Here is a 15,682-nt window from a genome sequence, read left to right as displayed (position 1 = left end):
CCAAGCCTGGCATGAACACTTTTTTTAAGCTCACCGCGCTGGCGGGTCTGTTTGCCATAACAGGCCATGCTTTCGCAGTGGACGATATCACGCGTGTTGATCAAATTCCGGTATTGAAGGAAGAAACGCAACACGCGACGGTGAGTGAGCGTGTGACGTCACGCTTCACTCGTTCGCACTATCGTCAGTTCGATCTCGATCAGGCCTTTTCGGCCAAAATCTTTGACCGCTATCTGAACTTGCTGGATTACAGCCATAACGTACTGCTTGCCAGCGATGTCGAGCAGTTCGCAAAACGCAAATCCGACGTGGGTGACGAGCTGCGCTCCGGCAAACTGGACCTGTTCTACGATCTGTATAACCTGTCGCAAAAGCGTCGCTTTGAGCGTTACCAGTATGCGCTGAAAGTGCTGGAACGTCCGATGGACTTCACCGGCAACGACACCTTTAATCTGGACCGCAGTAAAGCACCGTGGCCGAAAGATGAAGCCGAACTGAATGCGCTGTGGGACGGAAAGGTAAAATATGACGAGCTGAGCCTTAAGCTCGCTGGCAAAGACGAAAAAGAGATCCGTGACACGCTGACGCGTCGTTATAAATCGGCCATTCGTCGTCTGGCGCAAACCAACAGTGAAGATGTGTTCTCACTGGCGATGACCGCTTTTGCTCACGAAATCGACCCGCACACCAACTATCTCTCCCCGCGTAATACCGAACAGTTCAATACCGAAATGAGCTTGTCTCTGGAAGGTATTGGTGCGGTGCTGCAGATGGACGATGATTACACCGTGATCAACTCGATGGTTGCTGGTGGCCCGGCGTCGAAAAGCAAAGCGATTAGCGTTGGTGACCGCATTGTGGGTGTCGGGCAAACCGGCCAGAACATGGTCGACGTGATCGGCTGGCGTCTGGATGATGTGGTTGCGCTGATTAAAGGTCCGAAAGGTAGCAAAGTTCGCCTGGAAGTGTTGCCTGCAGGCAAAGGCACCAAAACCCGTATCGTTACCCTGACGCGTGAGCGTATCCGCCTGGAAGATCGCGCGGTGAAAATGTCGGTGAAAACCGTGGGTAAAGAGAAGGTGGGTGTTCTTGATATCCCTGGCTTCTACGTTGGTCTGACCGACGATGTGAAAGTGCAACTGCAGAAGCTTGAGAAGCAGAATGTCAGCAGCGTGATCATTGACCTGCGCAGTAACGGCGGCGGGGCACTGACCGAAGCGGTTTCTCTGTCAGGCCTGTTTATCCCGTCTGGCCCGGTGGTTCAGGTGCGTGATAACAACGGTAAAGTACGCGAAGATGCCGACAACGATGGTGTGGTCTACTATAAAGGCCCGCTGGTGGTTCTGGTCGACCGCTTCAGTGCTTCTGCATCTGAAATCTTTGCCGCGGCAATGCAGGACTATGGCCGTGCGCTGATCGTGGGTGAGCCGACGTTCGGTAAAGGTACCGTTCAGCAGTATCGCTCTCTGAATCGTATCTACGATCAGATGCTGCGTCCGGAATGGCCGGCACTGGGTTCTGTACAGTACACCATTCAGAAGTTCTACCGCGTGAACGGCGGCAGTACGCAGCGTAAAGGCGTAACGCCGGACATCATGATGCCGACAGGCACGGAAGAGACTGAAACCGGCGAGAAGTTTGAAGATAACGCGTTGCCGTGGGATAGCATCAATGCCGCGACTTACGTGAAATCAGGTGATATGACGCAGTTTGGCCCTGAATTGCTGAAAGATCATAACGATCGTATCGCGAAAGATCCGGAATTCCAGTACATCATGAAAGACATTGCTCGTTTCAATGCCATGAAAGATAAACGGAATATTGTGTCTCTTAACTACGCTCAGCGTGAGAAAGAGAACGCGGAAGACGATGCAACACGTCTGGCGCGTATCAACGATCGTTTCAAACGTGAAGGTAAGCCTTTGCTCAAGAAACTGGACGATCTGCCTAAAGATTACCAGGAGCCCGATCCGTATCTGGACGAGACGGTTCATATCGCTCTCGACCTGGCGAATCAGGAAAAAGACAAACCTGCCGTGCAACCTGCTCCGGCAAAATAATCTCCCGACAGGCACAAGAAATTGTGCCTGTTTTTTTAAGTTCTGCATCCTCCCGTCAATCAGATTTTCAATTGTGTAAAGTTGTGTCTTTCTGGTGACTTACACATGCTGGATACTTGAAAATAGCCACAATACCCATACGATGTGGGTAATCGCATAGTGCGTTTTGTTAAACTGAGGTTAAAAGAAAATTATGATGCGAATCGCGCTCTTCCTGCTCACCAACCTGGCGGTTATGGTGGTTTTCGGGCTGGTGCTAAGCCTGACAGGAATTCGGTCGAGCAGCGTTCAGGGTCTGTTGATTATGGCGCTGCTGTTTGGTTTCGGGGGCTCTTTCGTTTCGCTTCTCATGTCGAAATGGATGGCGCTGAAATCGGTAGGTGGTGAGGTTATTGAACAGCCGCGCAACGATATGGAGCAGTGGCTGATGAATACGGTTGCACAGCAATCCCAGCAGGCCGGGATCGCTATGCCGCAAGTGGCGATTTATCATGCACCGGATATCAACGCCTTTGCCACGGGTGCCCGTCGCGATGCGTCACTGGTTGCTGTCAGCACCGGTCTGTTGCAGAACATGAGCCGTGATGAAGCTGAAGCGGTCATCGCTCACGAAATCAGCCATATCGCGAACGGTGACATGGTGACCATGACCCTGATTCAGGGCGTAGTGAACACCTTCGTTATCTTCATTTCCCGTATTCTGGCGCAAATTGCCGCTGGATTTATGGGTGGCAACCGCGACGACGGTGAAGAGAGCAACGGCAACCCGCTGATCTATTTCGCTGTTTCGATGGTTCTGGAGCTGGTATTCGGTATTCTGGCAAGCATCATTACAATGTGGTTCTCCCGCCACCGTGAATTCCACGCGGATGCCGGCTCTGCAAAACTGGTAGGGCGTGAGAAGATGATTGCAGCGTTGCAGCGTCTGAAAACCAGTTACGAGCCACAGGAAGCCACCAGCATGATGGCATTCTGCATTAACGGTAAATCGAAATCGCTGAGCGAAATGTTTATGTCTCACCCGCCGCTGGATAAACGCATTGAAGCGCTGCGCAGCGGGGAATACCTGAAGTAACGCTGAAGAGTTGTAATGAACCGGGCAGGAGAACACTCCGCCCGGTTTTTTTATGCCTGTACTCTGGGCTGAGTGATGCGGAGCCCACTGATGATAGCGGCGATGGTGGCAAGGGTTCCTGCGGTAAGGAGTGCAATGTGGTTACCATTTTGTCCGGCAAGGTTAAACATCAGGGCGACCAGGGCCGCACCGGTGCTTTGCCCCAGCAGGCGCGCGGTTCCCAGCATACCGCTGGCTCCACCACTGCGATGGCGTGGTGCTGAAGTAATAATGGTGTGGTTATTAGGTGACTGGAACAGGCCAAAACCCGCGCCGCACAGGATCATACGCCAGATAATATCCAGATCGGAGGGTGACGACGGGAGCAGCGCCAGCGCGAAAAGCCCTGTCGCCATCACAATCAACCCCAGTGCGCCAAGCAATCCGGCATGCACGCGCTCAATCAAATACCCCGCCAGCGGAGCCATCACCATTGTCGCCAGCGGCCACGGTGTTAACAGCAGCCCGGTCTCAACTTCTGAACGTCCAACCACGCTTTGCAGGAAGAAGGGCAGGGAGACCAGCGCCAGCATCTGGGCGCAAAACGAGCAGACTGAGGTACAGATAGACAGCGAAAACAACGGAATTCGTAGCAGATCCACCGGTAATAGCGGCACCGGTAAAGCCAGCTGGCGTCGTACAAAGAAGAAACCGATCACCAGCAGGGCGACGAGCTCTGCCCCGGTAAGCATGAGTGACTGGCCTTGCGCAAAACCGCCAAGAGCGGTAATAAGCAGGCCAAATGTCAGCGCATTCATTACTGCACCCGGCAGGTCAAAGCGTGTGGTTGTGTTTTTAGAGCCGTTCGCCGGGAGATAGCGCAGCGCAAAGAAGAGTGCCACGATGCCCAGCGGTACGTTAATCGCAAACAGCCATTGCCATGAGGCGACAGAGAGAATTGCGGCCGCAATTGTCGGCCCGGCGGCTGACGATACGGCCACGATGAATGAGTTGATCCCCATACCGCGGCCCAACTGGTGTGACGGATAGATTAAACGAATCAATGCGGTGTTTACACTCATCAACGCTGCGCCGCCAAACCCTTGCGCAATTCGGGCGAGCGTCAGGGTATGCAGTGAATCTGAAAGGGCGCAGAAAAGCGAGGTTAGCGTAAATACAGCCAACCCGCACTGGTAGATCCGGCGATAACCGAACATATCACCCAGAAAAGAGAGTGAGAGCAGGGAAACAACAATCGCCATCTGGTAGGCGTTGACGATCCAGATGGAGCTGGCGGGAGAAGCATGAAGGTCGCTGGCAATGGTTGGCAGGGCAACGTTGGCAATTGCACCGTCAAGGACGGCCATCGAAATACCGATGATAATTGTCGCAATAGCGCCGTATCGCTGGGGCAAAGGCAGACCATCGGAAAGGTTTTTTTCCATTACGAGTGAAAAGCTCAGTGTGAAATTATTCTCATGGTAACTATTTTAGCATTATTAATGCCTCTTTATGCAGCAGATTTGTAACGAAGCAAACGGGGATTGATTGCAGGTAACATGACGGGAATTTATAATAAAAACAGGTTCTGATTTTTATAAAACACTCTCTATGAGGTGATAAATGGCAATCGCAGATTTGGATAAGCAGCCAGATTCTGTTTCTTCCGTGTTGAAGGTGTTCGGCATCTTACAGGCGCTCGGAGAAGAGCGTGAAATAGGTATTACAGAGTTATCACAGCGTGTAATGATGTCGAAAAGCACTGTTTATCGCTTTTTACAAACCATGAAGTCCCTGGGATATGTTGCACAGGAAGGCGAATCTGAAAAGTATTCTCTGACGCTAAAACTGTTCGAATTAGGTGCCCGCGCGCTGCAAAACGTTGATCTGATCCGTAGCGCAGATATTCAGATGCGTGAAATTTCCCGCCTGACGAAAGAGACCATCCACCTGGGGGCGATGGATGAAGACAGCATTGTTTACATCCATAAAATTGACTCCATGTACAGCCTGCGCATGTATTCGCGCATTGGCCGCCGTAACCCACTGTATAGCACTGCAATTGGTAAAGTTCTGCTGGCATGGCGTGACCGTGAAGAGGTGAAGCAGATCCTCGAAGGCGTGGAATACAAGCGCAGCACTGAGCGAACCATTACTAATACTGATGAGTTAATGGTCGTGCTCGATAAAGTGCGTGAGCAGGGTTATGGCGAAGATAATGAAGAGCAGGAAGAAGGGCTGCGCTGTATCGGTGTTCCTGTATTCGACCGTTTTGGCGTTGTCATTGCGGGGCTGAGTATCTCCTTCCCGACGCTGCGTTTCTCGGAAGAGCGTCTGCGTGAATATGTTGCTATTCTTCATACCGCTGCGCGCAAAATTTCTGAGCAGATGGGTTACAACGACTATCCGTTTTAACCGTCGTTGAGAATAAAAAACGCCGCATTTTTTGCGGCGTTTTTTATGGTTACGTCTGGCAGAGTGTTACCCGTTATCGACCACGACGGTCATTTTACGGAACACCGGGCAATTCGATAACCCGAAAATACCGCTGTCAGAATGCAGATACTGTGCTGTGCTTACACCCTGGGCTGTCAGGTATTTGCACTGGATACCTAACCCAGCCGCGTTTTCGGTGCTGCCCACAAGGACACCGTAACCGGTTAGCAGAAGGCCAGTCCATAGCACGGCCAGCGCAATAAGGGTTCGAATGATTAAACGCATCATTGCCTCTTTTTCTTCGTTGTCATGCTCTTAAGCGTAACCTGTTTACGTAATGAAACAAGTACATGATTCTGAAAAGAGCTTGATGAAGTTACAGTTAGTCCCTGTTTAAGATAAGCGTGATAACCTGGTAACTTCAGGCCTTAAGACGGAGTGTGGAGTGAAAAAAATACGCTGGATAATTCTGATTATTGTGCTGATAGCATGCGTAGTGCTGTGGACGCAGACTATCAATGTGATGTGCGATCAGGATGTACAGTTTTTTAGTGGCGTTTGCGCAATCAATAAGTTTATTCCGTGGTAGCACGCATTTTTTCTAAAGGTGATTTCCTTCCTTCGCGCCAGTGGTAAAATGAACGTTTTTATTGAGGTGGTGAAATGGGTGAGTTACTGAATTCAGGGCTGCTGAATATGGCGTCCCTGGTGATCTCTTTGGTTGTTCTGGTTGCGGGTCTGGTTATTTGGTTTTTCGTGAACCGCGTCAGTTCTCGTACTAACGAGCAGATCGAACTGCTGGAAGCGCTGCTCGATCAGCAAAAGCGTCAGAATGCACTGCTACGTCGTCTGTGCGAAGCGAATGAACCTGAAGAGAAAGCAGCCCCGCAAGAAGCGGTAGCTGAAGACAAAGAAGGCGAAGACGATTTTATCCGCCTGGTGGCTGAACGTTAATCTGTCTGTCCCGGGAGGTGGTTATGGTCTGGAAAAATCCCTGGTATGACCCCTCCCTGAAGCATCACACACCAGATGGTTTTCGTAATACCTATCCGGTAGGGCACCAGGCTGGTGACGTTGACCGCTGGCGTAAGGCGCGCAAAGTTGCGGGCTTGCCTAAGCCTCCTGCGCTCGGTTATGACGCATTCATTCGTCAGTGGTGGCAGCCTGCCGAACTGAATCAACCGCAGGGCGACGGGGTATGGTGGCTGGGGCACGCGAGTTTGCTGCTGCAGATGGATGGCAATACCCTCCTCACCGATCCGGTTTTTTCACAGCGCGCTTCACCGCTTCCGTTTTTAGGGCCACAGCGCAAAACACCTCACGCTATTTCTGTTGAACACCTTTCGCAACTTGATGCGGTGGTGATCTCTCATAACCATTACGATCATCTCGATAACGCGACGATTCGCCGTATCCTGAAACGCTTTCCTGACGTGAGCCTGTTTGTCCCTTTAGGCCTGGCGGACTGGTTTCGTCGTCGGGGAGCCAGACGCATTGTTGAACTCGACTGGTGGCAGAGCATCACCTGGCAGGGGATAACCCTGACCGCCGTGCCCGCACAGCACTGGAGTATGCGGACACCGTGGAACCGAAACCGTTCCCTGTGGTGCGGTTGGGTCTTTGAAGGGCGACAGCACCGTTTCTGGTTTAGCGGTGACACAGGTTATTCGCCTGAGCTGTTATTGATACCGGAACGGCTTGGCAAAATTGACGCAGCAGCGTTGCCGATAGGCGCGTATGCTCCAGAATGGTTCATGGCTGTGCATCACATGGATCCACAGTCTGCTGTTGCGTTGTGGCAACAACTTGACTGCCCTCTGGCATTTCCCATTCACTGGGGCGTGTTTGAACTGGCAGACGAGTCCCTCGATGAACCGGTTCAGGAGTTGACCCGGGCGCTTGTTAATTTAGCACCAGTTAATAATTCATTCATGATACTGAAAATTGGTGAATATTTATCCTTGTAAACACCTCGCTGTTTTGTTGCATATATTCTGCATTTGAACCCATTGGTGAATATTTTATTTTTATCGAAACGTTTTGCTTGCCTTCTTTTGAGGCAGGGTCATAAAAATTTCATTATTTTGGTGCATAACCCTGCTTATTAATTGGTGGTTTTTAATACAGTTAAACGGTATCTATTAGCATCTTTTTTTCATTGTAACATTGCAGGTGCGTTGTAATGTTTCAGCATAACTTTTCACAAATTGTTCTAACTCAATGCTTGTAGCAAGGATTCTTCTCTTCGGCTCTGGACGCACTGAAGTGATTGAGCTATGGTAAAAAAGTCTCAGATTACAGCGGTTATGAACGTAACGCGAAGTCTGTGTAGAGGCGTCACACTGTCCATGAGCATTGCGCATAATTGTGCAGGTACTTGCAGGGCAGTGTTTGAATTTGTGCGGCAGATCGAGACACGTTTAAAAATGGCTTGCCATATTAAACGTTGTGTGTGATAACACGTTTTGGGTCAAACGAGGTACAGTTCTGTTTATGTGTGGCATTTTCAGTAAAGAAGTCCTGAGTAAAAACGTTGTCGTTGAATACCGCTTCTCTGCCGAACCTTATATTAGTGCCTCAAGCAGTAATGTCTCAGTTTTATCTCAGTCAATGCCTGCGGGCTAAGAAAACACTCTAAGGAATTTTGCAAATGGCAAAGATTAAAGGTCAAGTTAAGTGGTTCAACGAGTCTAAAGGTTTTGGTTTCATTACTCCTGCTGACGGCAGCAAAGACGTGTTCGTACACTTCTCTGCAATCCAGGGTAACGGCTTCAAAACTCTGGCTGAAGGCCAGAACGTTGAGTTCGAAATTCAGGACGGCCAGAAAGGCCCAGCTGCAGTTAACGTAACTGCTATCTGATCGAACCACTGCTGACGGAAGTGCTTTTGCACTTCGTTTTCAGATATAAAGCCTCGCATCCTGCGGGGCTTTTTTATAACGTTATTTTTCAAAATATTACGAACGCCTCTCTTGTTAGCAACTTGTTGCAAAGCTGCGAGATTAGTAGCACTGTTTTCCCTCCTTTATATCCGCTTTTCCCGTTAAATCAGGGCGTTGTTTAACAGTCCTGGGGTTCAGGTGAAAAAGAAAACGATACCGACCACCGGAAATTTTACCCCGGTGCGTTTTGCTCTGCTGTGTTTTGCCATTTTTTGTAGTCTGGCGTTTTTGCTGGGACGTGTTGCCTGGCTACAAATTGTTAAACCAGACAATCTGGTTAAGCAGGAAGACATGCGTTCGCTGCGTGAAGTCGAGATCGACGCCCCGCGTGGGATGATTGTCGATCGCGAGGGGCGACCACTGGCGGTGAGTGTGCCGGTCAGGGCCGTATGGGCTGACCCAAAAACGGTGCTGGCAAAAGGCGGTGTAGGTTTTGATGATCGCTGGCAGGCTCTGGCGAATGCGTTGCATCTCTCTCTTGGCACGCTTTCATCGCGGATTAACAACAACCCGCAGGGGCGATTTATCTACCTCGCGCGCCAGGTCGATCCTTCTCAGGCACAGTGGATAGATAAGCTGAATTTACCGGGTATTAATTTACGCGATGAGTCCCGTCGTTTTTATCCGGCCGGACACATTGCGGCGAACCTTATTGGTTTCACCAATATTGATGGGCAGGGTATTGAAGGTGTAGAGAAAAGTTTTAACACTCAACTTATGGGTAAGGCGGGGGTGAGACAGGTAAGGGAAGACCGTTACGGACGGGTGGTTGAGAACCTGACCGAAATTTCACCCGTCCCTGCACATACTATCCAACTGAGTATTGATGAACGCCTGCAAACCATCACTGAAGATGCACTCGATAATGCAGTGGCATGGAATAAAGCTGAGTCGGGCGCATCGGTTTTAATTAATATCCAGACGGGTGAAATTCTCGCGATGGCGAGCTACCCGGATTTTAACCCGAATAATCGTGAAGGGGCGACGTTAAACGATTTTCGCAATCGTGCGATTAGCGATACCTTCGAACCTGGCTCGACCGTCAAGCCGCTCGTGCTCATGACCGCATTACAGCAGGGGCTGGTGCAGCCGGACAGCGTAATCGACACTCATCCGTATACGCTTGATGGTCACCGTATCCGCGACGTCGGCTACTATCCCGAACTGACAATGACCGGGATCCTGCAAAAATCGAGCGATACCGGCGTATCTCGCCTCTCTCTCGCCATGCCAATTCAGCATCTGCTTGATACCTACAGAAATTTTGGATTTGGCACCAATACCGGACTGGGTCTGACGGGAGAAAGCTCAGGGCTATTACCACAGCGCAAGTTCTGGAGCCAGCTTGACAGGGCCACCTTCGCTTTTGGCTACGGCTTAATGGTGACACCGCTTCAACTGGCGCATGTCTACGCGACCATCGGCAGCTATGGCCTTGAGCGTCCCCTCTCGATCACCCGCATCGATCCACCGGTTATCGGGCACAGAGTGATGCCGGAAGAGATTGCTCATGAAGTGGAACACATGATGGAGAGCGTTGCGCTACCTGGCGGCGGCGGCATAAAGGCGGCTGTTCGCGACTATCGTGTCGCGGTTAAAACCGGTACGGCGAAAAAAATTGGTGATGACGGCAAGTATGTTGATAAGTATGTCGCCTATACTGCCGGCGTTGCGCCAGCCAGCGATCCACATTTTGCACTGGTGGTGGTGATCAACGATCCGAAAAACGGGGATTACTACGGTGGTGCCGTTTCCGCACCCGTTTTCAGCGAGATTATGGGTAACGTTCTGCGTCTGGAAAATGTTAAACCTGACGGCTTAGCGGCGGACTCAGATCACCTTATCGTTATGCGTTAACCCAGGCGTTTATAACCGGGGCGAATAGCGGTACACTTTCGCCCTTTGATGAATGCCCCGGAGTCACCATGTCTTTCAGCTGTCCCCTTTGCCACGCGCGGTTGACGCGCTCTGAGAAAAGTTTTACCTGTCCACAGGGGCACCAGTTTGATATGGCGAAAGAAGGGTACGTGAATCTTCTGCCCGTGCAACATAAACGCTCCCGCGACCCGGGAGACAGCGCTGACATGATGCAGGCGCGTCGCGCGTTTCTGGATGCCGGGCACTATCAGCCGCTCAGGGATACCGTTGCGCAGATGCTGGGTGATAACCTGGCTGACAATGCCTGTGCCGTGCTGGATATCGGCTGTGGCGAAGGTTACTACACGGCAACGTTTGCAGAGGTTGCGGGTGAAAAGGGGGCCGAAACATACGGTCTGGATGTGTCGAAAGTGGCTATTCGCGCAGCGGCAAAGCGCTATTCTGCGGTGACGTTCTGTGTGGCATCCAGCCACCGGTTGCCGTTTGACGATACCAGCATGGATGCGGTTGTGCGTATCTATGCACCCTGTAAGGCAGAGGAGCTGGCACGCGTCGTGAAACCAGGTGGATGGGTTATCACCGTCACGCCTGGCCCACGTCATCTGATGGAACTGAAAGGGTTGATCTACGATGAAGTGCGCCTGCATGCGCCTCACTCAGAGCAACTGGCGGGCTTTACGCTGAAACAGGAACAGTCTGTGGCGTATGAAATGAACCTGAAAGGGGATGAGGCCGTGGCGTTGTTGCAAATGACGCCGTTTGCGTGGCGGGCCAAGCCCGAGGTGTGGGAAACGTTGGCACAACAGACAGAGTTTCGCTGCCAGACGGATTTCAGTATCCATTGCTGGCAGCGCGAAGTTTAACCTGCGAAGTGTGCCCAGAGAATTTGGGCACCAATACCAATCAACACAATACCGCCCAGGATCTCGGCTCGCTTACCCAGCAGCGGGCCGATAAACCGACCCACCATTATTCCCAACGTCGACATGATCAGCGTCGCGCAGCCAATGGCCAACGCGGTGGCGATGATATTCACCTGCAGGAACGCCAGACCGACACCCACAGCCATTGCGTCAAGGCTGGTGGCAATCGCCGTGGTCACCAGTAGCCAGAAACCGTGGCGGTGCAGTGGCTCCTCATCGTCATCACTGTTACCGCGCAAACCTTCGATGATCATTCGACCGCCGAGGAATACCAGCAGCACAAAGGCGATCCAGTGGTTCCACTCCAGCACAAACTGACTGGCCAGCATGCCAAGCCCCCAACCGATAAGCGGCGTCAGCGTTTCAATGGCACCAAAGATCAGGCCAGTACGCAGGGCTTCAGAAAATTTAGGTTTGTGGAGTGTGGCACCTTTACCGATGGAAGCAGCAAATGCATCCATAGACATGCCGAAGGCAAGAAGAACAGTTGCAGAGATATTCATAAAAGCGTCCAGACCGGGAGATATCCATATGACACATCACTGCCCCCAGTAAACAGCAGGTAATGTATCTATGGTCTCGCCTGACCGCTTTGCACATAAATGCACTGAAAGCGATCCGTACGCGCCACGTTTTTCAACGAGTATGTTGACACGTACATTTCCTGCGGACAGGAAATCAGCTACTCCCCAACGACGGGCGCAACCTTAACATATTTTGAGAATATAAAACAACAACCGGAGGGTATTATTCCGCTCTCTTGTTGATAACGGTTTTCATTTAGATTTAAGCGTGAGAATATCGTTAAAAAATATGAGTTTTAAAATGACCAAATATAGCTTTGGCTATATTTTTTTTGCGTGGAATAAACACAATATATAGCCAGTGCTATGAATTCAACTCATTGAGTTTTAACGAGTAATTTGTATATTTTTTCCAGGTCGTCAATGTTTTTGACCCGGATAAGCAGGCGGCGTTGTTCTAATTGCATTACCAGCACACCATCTTCCGATAAATTCATCTCGCTGATGCGGTTATATTCTACCCATACATTGGCGAAGAAAAAGCCACGGCTTTTAAAAATGACTTTGGGTGTGCGGATCCAGAACAGATAAATCGCCATTAATGCCAGCGCACATAATAACCATGTGGTTAATATTGCACCGTGGCTGGTGACATTATTGTAAATCAGAATGACTATCAGACCCGCGAAGATAAACGCATCAACGCGTCCGCGGCGTAAAAGGGGCAGGGAGAGCAGCGTTTCGCCGTGGCGGTGGGGCATGATGAACTCGTCATAGATAGCGTAAGCCAGAAGGGCAACAATAAACAAAACCAGTACGATGTCCGTGACAGTCATTCATCCTCCAGATAAAAAGACCGGGGGCAAGCCCCCGGTGTATAGCCCGTCATACTTCAGGTTTCATGTGCGTTGGCTGCAACTCGAATTATTTAGGGTTGTCTTACAGACCCAGCAGGCCGACAGCGTAGCCTACGATACCGATGATGAAGAAGCCAACGATGATCCACAGTGGGTTAACTTTCTTACGCAGTAACCACATGCAGGCGAAGGTCAGCAGCAGCGGCACCAGACCCGGCATCAACTGATCCAGGATGGTCTGCACGGTGGTCACGCGGGTTTGTCCATCCTGACCGGTAATGGTCGACACCACCAGCGGGATGTTCACGTGCGTCCATTTGTTAACCAGTGCCCCCATGACAAACAGGCCGAGGATTGACGCCCCCTCAGTCAGTTTTTGCAGGAAGCCACCGCCCATGTCCTTAACGATGTCCACACCTTTACGGTAGCCATAAGCTACGCCGTAGTAACGGGTCAGCAGACGTACTGCGTTGAACAGGATGAAGAACAGCAGAGGGCCGAGCAGGCTGCCGCTCATCGCGATACCGGCACCCAGTGCCGCAAATACCGGACGAACCGTACCCCAGAAGATAGGGTCGCCGACGCCTGCCAGCGGCCCCATCAGACCAACTTTGATACCGTTTATCGCACCATCGTCAATCTCTGCGCCGTTTGCACGCTGCTCTTCCATTGCCAGCGTTACACCCAGAACTGGGGCCGCAACGTAAGGGTGGGTGTTGAAGAATTCCAGGTGACGCTTAATCGCCTGACGACGTGCTTCGTTGTTCTCTGGATACAGGCGTTTGATGGCCGGTACCATAGAGAAACAGAAGCCCAGCGCCTGCATACGTTCGAAGTTCCATGAACCCTGAAACAGGTTAGAACGGATGAACACGCCACGAATATCACCCGGAGTGAGTTTTTTCTCAGTGGTATTTTTTGTCATATCAACCATTTCGCTCACCTGCTAGTCCAGTTCGTTATCGAGGGAGTTATTACCAGCAGCCTGCGCTGGGGCACCCGCAACGCGGTTATATTTCGGGCTGAGCTGGATGTAGAGAATCGCCATAACCGCACCAATCACACCCAGAGCAACCAGGTTGAAGTTGGTGAACGCAGCGGTAACGAAGCCAAGGTAGAAGAATGGCATCAGGTAGCCTGCACGCATCATGTTGATGACCATTGCGTAACCAACTACCACAATCATGCCGCCCGCAATGTTCAGACCGCCGGTGACGACTTCTGGAATGGCGTTCAGCATGCTCTGTACTTCACTGGTGCCGACAGAGATGGCAACGATAACCGCCGGAATGGCGATACGCATCGCCTGCAGGAACAGGGACGAGACGTGGATCCAGGAAAGTGCCGTGAGGTTGCCATTTTCGGCCGCCTTATCTGCCGCGTGCTGGAAGGCAACGGTGATAGTACGAACGATGATGGTCAATACCTGGCCTGCAGCAGCCAGTGGGATTGCCAGCGCAATACCCGCACCGATACTTTGGTGACCGGCAATAACCAGAACGGTTGAAATAATGGATGCCAGAGCAGCATCTGGCGCAACTGCCGCACCGATGTTCATCCAGCCGAGGGCGATCATTTCCAGGGTACCACCGATGATGATACCGGTTTTCATATCACCGAGTACGGCACCAATCAACGTACAGGCCACCAGCGGACGGTGGAACTGAAATTCATCAAGTACGGATTCCATACCCGCAATACATGCGACGACGAACACCAGCACAATCTGAAGAGTGGTAATCTCCATTGTACTTCTCCTATTGCATAATCTTTATGTGAAAAACCGGCGCGGGCTTATTTCCCCACTTTGCCGATCAAATCCATCATTTTCAGTTTCTGATCTGTGGAAACCTTACGGGCTTCCAGCTCAATACCGCGTGCATTCAGCTTGTTGAATGCTTCGATATCTTTTTCATCGACTGAAATCGCGTTGTTGACCTGCGTTTTGCCCTGACGGAAAGCCATACCACCAATGTTAACGGAGGTGATTTTCACGCCACCTTCAACAATGCGCTCGACGTCTGTCGGGTTTGTGAACAGAAGCATCACGCGCTCACCCGCATATTTCGGGTTGTTATAAACGCGGATCATTTTAGCGACATCCACAACGTGCGCGGTCACGCCCGGTGGTGCAACCTGGGTCAGAAGGGTTTTACGTACGGTGTCGGCGGCCACTTCGTCGCTGACGACGATAATGCGGCGAACGTTGGTTTCTTTGGTCCAGCGCGTAGCGACCTGGCCGTGGATCAGACGGTCATCGATACGTGCAAGGCCAATGACCATATAATCGTTCGGGCCCATTGGTTTTGCAGGTTCTGCGGCCTTTGGTGCCACGGCAGCAGGTGCAGGTTTTTCAACCGGTTGTGCTTTCAGCGCTTTCACGCCTTCGCGACCCGTCTCGACAGCCAGTGCGACCAGCTCATCGAAGCTCGGGTTATCGTCACGCGCCATGAAGGTTTCCACCAGCATAGGAATGTTCACCCCGGCGACGACTTCGTAATGCTCTTTATCGACGACAATGCGGCTGGCAGCGTTAAACGGACTGCCGCCCCATGTATCAACGAGAAACAGCACGCCTTTGCTGGTATCCAGCTTCTCAAGTTGAGCGGTGTACTTCACAATCAACGTTTCGGCATTTTCACCCGGAACGAAATCGATCCAGCCGACGTTTTCCTGCTCGCCCAACAGCATCTCTGCCGTCTTGATTAACTGCTCTGCAGCCCAACCATGTGTGCCTATGACAATAGCAATGGTCACTTGCTACCTCCTTTTATTATCATTAATACGTCTGCCAGGCAGTCGTACTGAGAATCGCATCTGGCGAACCGAATCGATTCAGATAAGGGTTATCGTTAAATAAACTAAGACTTACGCGAATTATTTTAGACAGTGAAAGAATAATTTATGTGATGAAGATCCGTAATTTAGCTTTCGAAACACAGAAAATACGCGACGAAAATTTAGTCTTTTGACGCGTTCTTGCAAAAAAAAGTAAATCTTTGCCAAAAG

General features: G+C 51.1%; 16 protein-coding genes and 1 pseudogene. 10 read left to right on the top strand and 7 right to left on the bottom strand.

Annotated features, from left to right (window positions below; genetic code table 11):
• The first annotated feature begins 11 nt into the window (after positions 1-11).
• Entirely contained in the window at positions 12-2,060 is a 2,049-nt protein-coding gene (gene prc, locus HV318_RS04735; RefSeq protein WP_182271789.1) for a carboxy terminal-processing peptidase, read from the top strand.
• A gap of 193 nt (positions 2,061-2,253) precedes the next feature.
• Positions 2,254-3,135: a protease HtpX gene (htpX, locus tag HV318_RS04730; RefSeq protein ID WP_182271788.1), complete on the top strand. Its 882-nt coding sequence runs from the start codon at positions 2,254-2,256 to the stop codon at positions 3,133-3,135.
• A 50-nt stretch (positions 3,136-3,185) separates the two neighbouring features.
• Here the strand turns inward: htpX and HV318_RS04725 are convergent, their stop codons facing one another.
• Positions 3,186-4,559, bottom strand: a complete 1,374-nt coding sequence (locus tag HV318_RS04725; protein ID WP_182271787.1) for an MFS transporter — start codon at positions 4,557-4,559, stop codon at positions 3,186-3,188.
• 178 nt (positions 4,560-4,737) lie between these two features.
• Between HV318_RS04725 and kdgR the strand changes: the two genes are divergently transcribed.
• Positions 4,738-5,529, top strand: coding sequence for a DNA-binding transcriptional regulator KdgR (gene kdgR, locus HV318_RS04720; protein ID WP_182271786.1), 792 nt, complete (start codon positions 4,738-4,740; stop codon positions 5,527-5,529).
• Between the two features lie 66 nt (positions 5,530-5,595).
• On the opposite strand, the gene HV318_RS04715 is transcribed toward kdgR, so the two are convergent.
• Complete coding sequence (locus tag HV318_RS04715) at positions 5,596-5,835, bottom strand: YobH family protein (protein ID WP_182274530.1); 240 nt, start codon at positions 5,833-5,835, stop codon at positions 5,596-5,598.
• A gap of 160 nt (positions 5,836-5,995) precedes the next feature.
• On the opposite strand from HV318_RS04715, the gene mgrB reads away from it, so the two are divergent.
• The 7 genes and pseudogenes from mgrB (at position 5,996) to rlmA (ending at position 11,232) form a co-directional block, all read left to right on the top strand.
• Positions 5,996-6,139, top strand: coding sequence for a PhoP/PhoQ regulatory lipoprotein MgrB (gene mgrB / locus HV318_RS04710; protein ID WP_182271785.1), 144 nt, complete (start codon positions 5,996-5,998; stop codon positions 6,137-6,139).
• A 74-nt stretch (positions 6,140-6,213) separates the two neighbouring features.
• Positions 6,214-6,504, top strand: a complete 291-nt coding sequence (locus HV318_RS04705; RefSeq protein WP_182271784.1) for a YebO family protein — start codon at positions 6,214-6,216, stop codon at positions 6,502-6,504.
• Positions 6,505-6,527: 23 nt separating this feature from the next.
• The gene (locus HV318_RS04700) at positions 6,528-7,517 is read left to right on the top strand and encodes an MBL fold metallo-hydrolase (protein ID WP_182271783.1); all 990 of its coding nucleotides are present in this window, start codon (positions 6,528-6,530) and stop codon (positions 7,515-7,517) included.
• A gap of 526 nt (positions 7,518-8,043) precedes the next feature.
• Positions 8,044-8,188, top strand: a pseudogene (locus HV318_RS04695) (DUF2627 domain-containing protein).
• Between the two features lie 12 nt (positions 8,189-8,200).
• The gene (cspE, locus tag HV318_RS04690; RefSeq protein ID WP_001062678.1) at positions 8,201-8,410 is read left to right on the top strand and encodes a transcription antiterminator/RNA stability regulator CspE; all 210 of its coding nucleotides are present in this window, start codon (positions 8,201-8,203) and stop codon (positions 8,408-8,410) included.
• 219 nt (positions 8,411-8,629) lie between these two features.
• The gene (gene ftsI2 / locus HV318_RS04685) at positions 8,630-10,348 is read left to right on the top strand and encodes a peptidoglycan DD-transpeptidase FtsI2/PBP3(PARA) (protein ID WP_182271782.1); all 1,719 of its coding nucleotides are present in this window, start codon (positions 8,630-8,632) and stop codon (positions 10,346-10,348) included.
• Positions 10,349-10,416: 68 nt separating this feature from the next.
• Complete coding sequence (gene rlmA, locus HV318_RS04680; protein WP_182271781.1) at positions 10,417-11,232, top strand: 23S rRNA (guanine(745)-N(1))-methyltransferase; 816 nt, start codon at positions 10,417-10,419, stop codon at positions 11,230-11,232.
• On the opposite strand, the gene mntP is transcribed toward rlmA, so the two are convergent.
• The 5 genes from mntP to manX form a co-directional block, all read right to left on the bottom strand.
• Positions 11,229-11,795, bottom strand: coding sequence for a manganese efflux pump MntP (mntP, locus tag HV318_RS04675; RefSeq protein WP_182271780.1), 567 nt, complete (start codon positions 11,793-11,795; stop codon positions 11,229-11,231). The two genes, rlmA and mntP, sit on opposite strands and share 4 nt — an antisense overlap.
• Before the next feature lie 398 nt (positions 11,796-12,193).
• Positions 12,194-12,652, bottom strand: coding sequence for a DUF986 family protein (locus tag HV318_RS04670; RefSeq protein ID WP_182271779.1), 459 nt, complete (start codon positions 12,650-12,652; stop codon positions 12,194-12,196).
• Positions 12,653-12,755: 103 nt separating this feature from the next.
• A complete protein-coding gene (locus HV318_RS04665) occupies positions 12,756-13,607 on the bottom strand; it encodes a PTS mannose transporter subunit IID (RefSeq protein ID WP_182271778.1) in 852 nt (283 codons plus the stop codon).
• 12 nt (positions 13,608-13,619) lie between these two features.
• Entirely contained in the window at positions 13,620-14,420 is an 801-nt protein-coding gene (locus HV318_RS04660; RefSeq protein WP_182271777.1) for a PTS mannose/fructose/sorbose transporter subunit IIC, read from the bottom strand.
• A gap of 47 nt (positions 14,421-14,467) precedes the next feature.
• Positions 14,468-15,430, bottom strand: a complete 963-nt coding sequence (gene manX / locus HV318_RS04655; protein WP_182271776.1) for a PTS mannose transporter subunit IIAB — start codon at positions 15,428-15,430, stop codon at positions 14,468-14,470.
• Between the last annotated feature and the right edge of the window lie 252 nt (positions 15,431-15,682).

This window comes from Enterobacter sp. RHBSTW-00901 (genome assembly GCF_014103115.1).
GTDB classification, from domain to species: domain Bacteria; phylum Pseudomonadota; class Gammaproteobacteria; order Enterobacterales; family Enterobacteriaceae; genus Enterobacter; species Enterobacter cloacae_P.
This window is presented reverse-complemented; position numbering and strand designations above follow the sequence as displayed.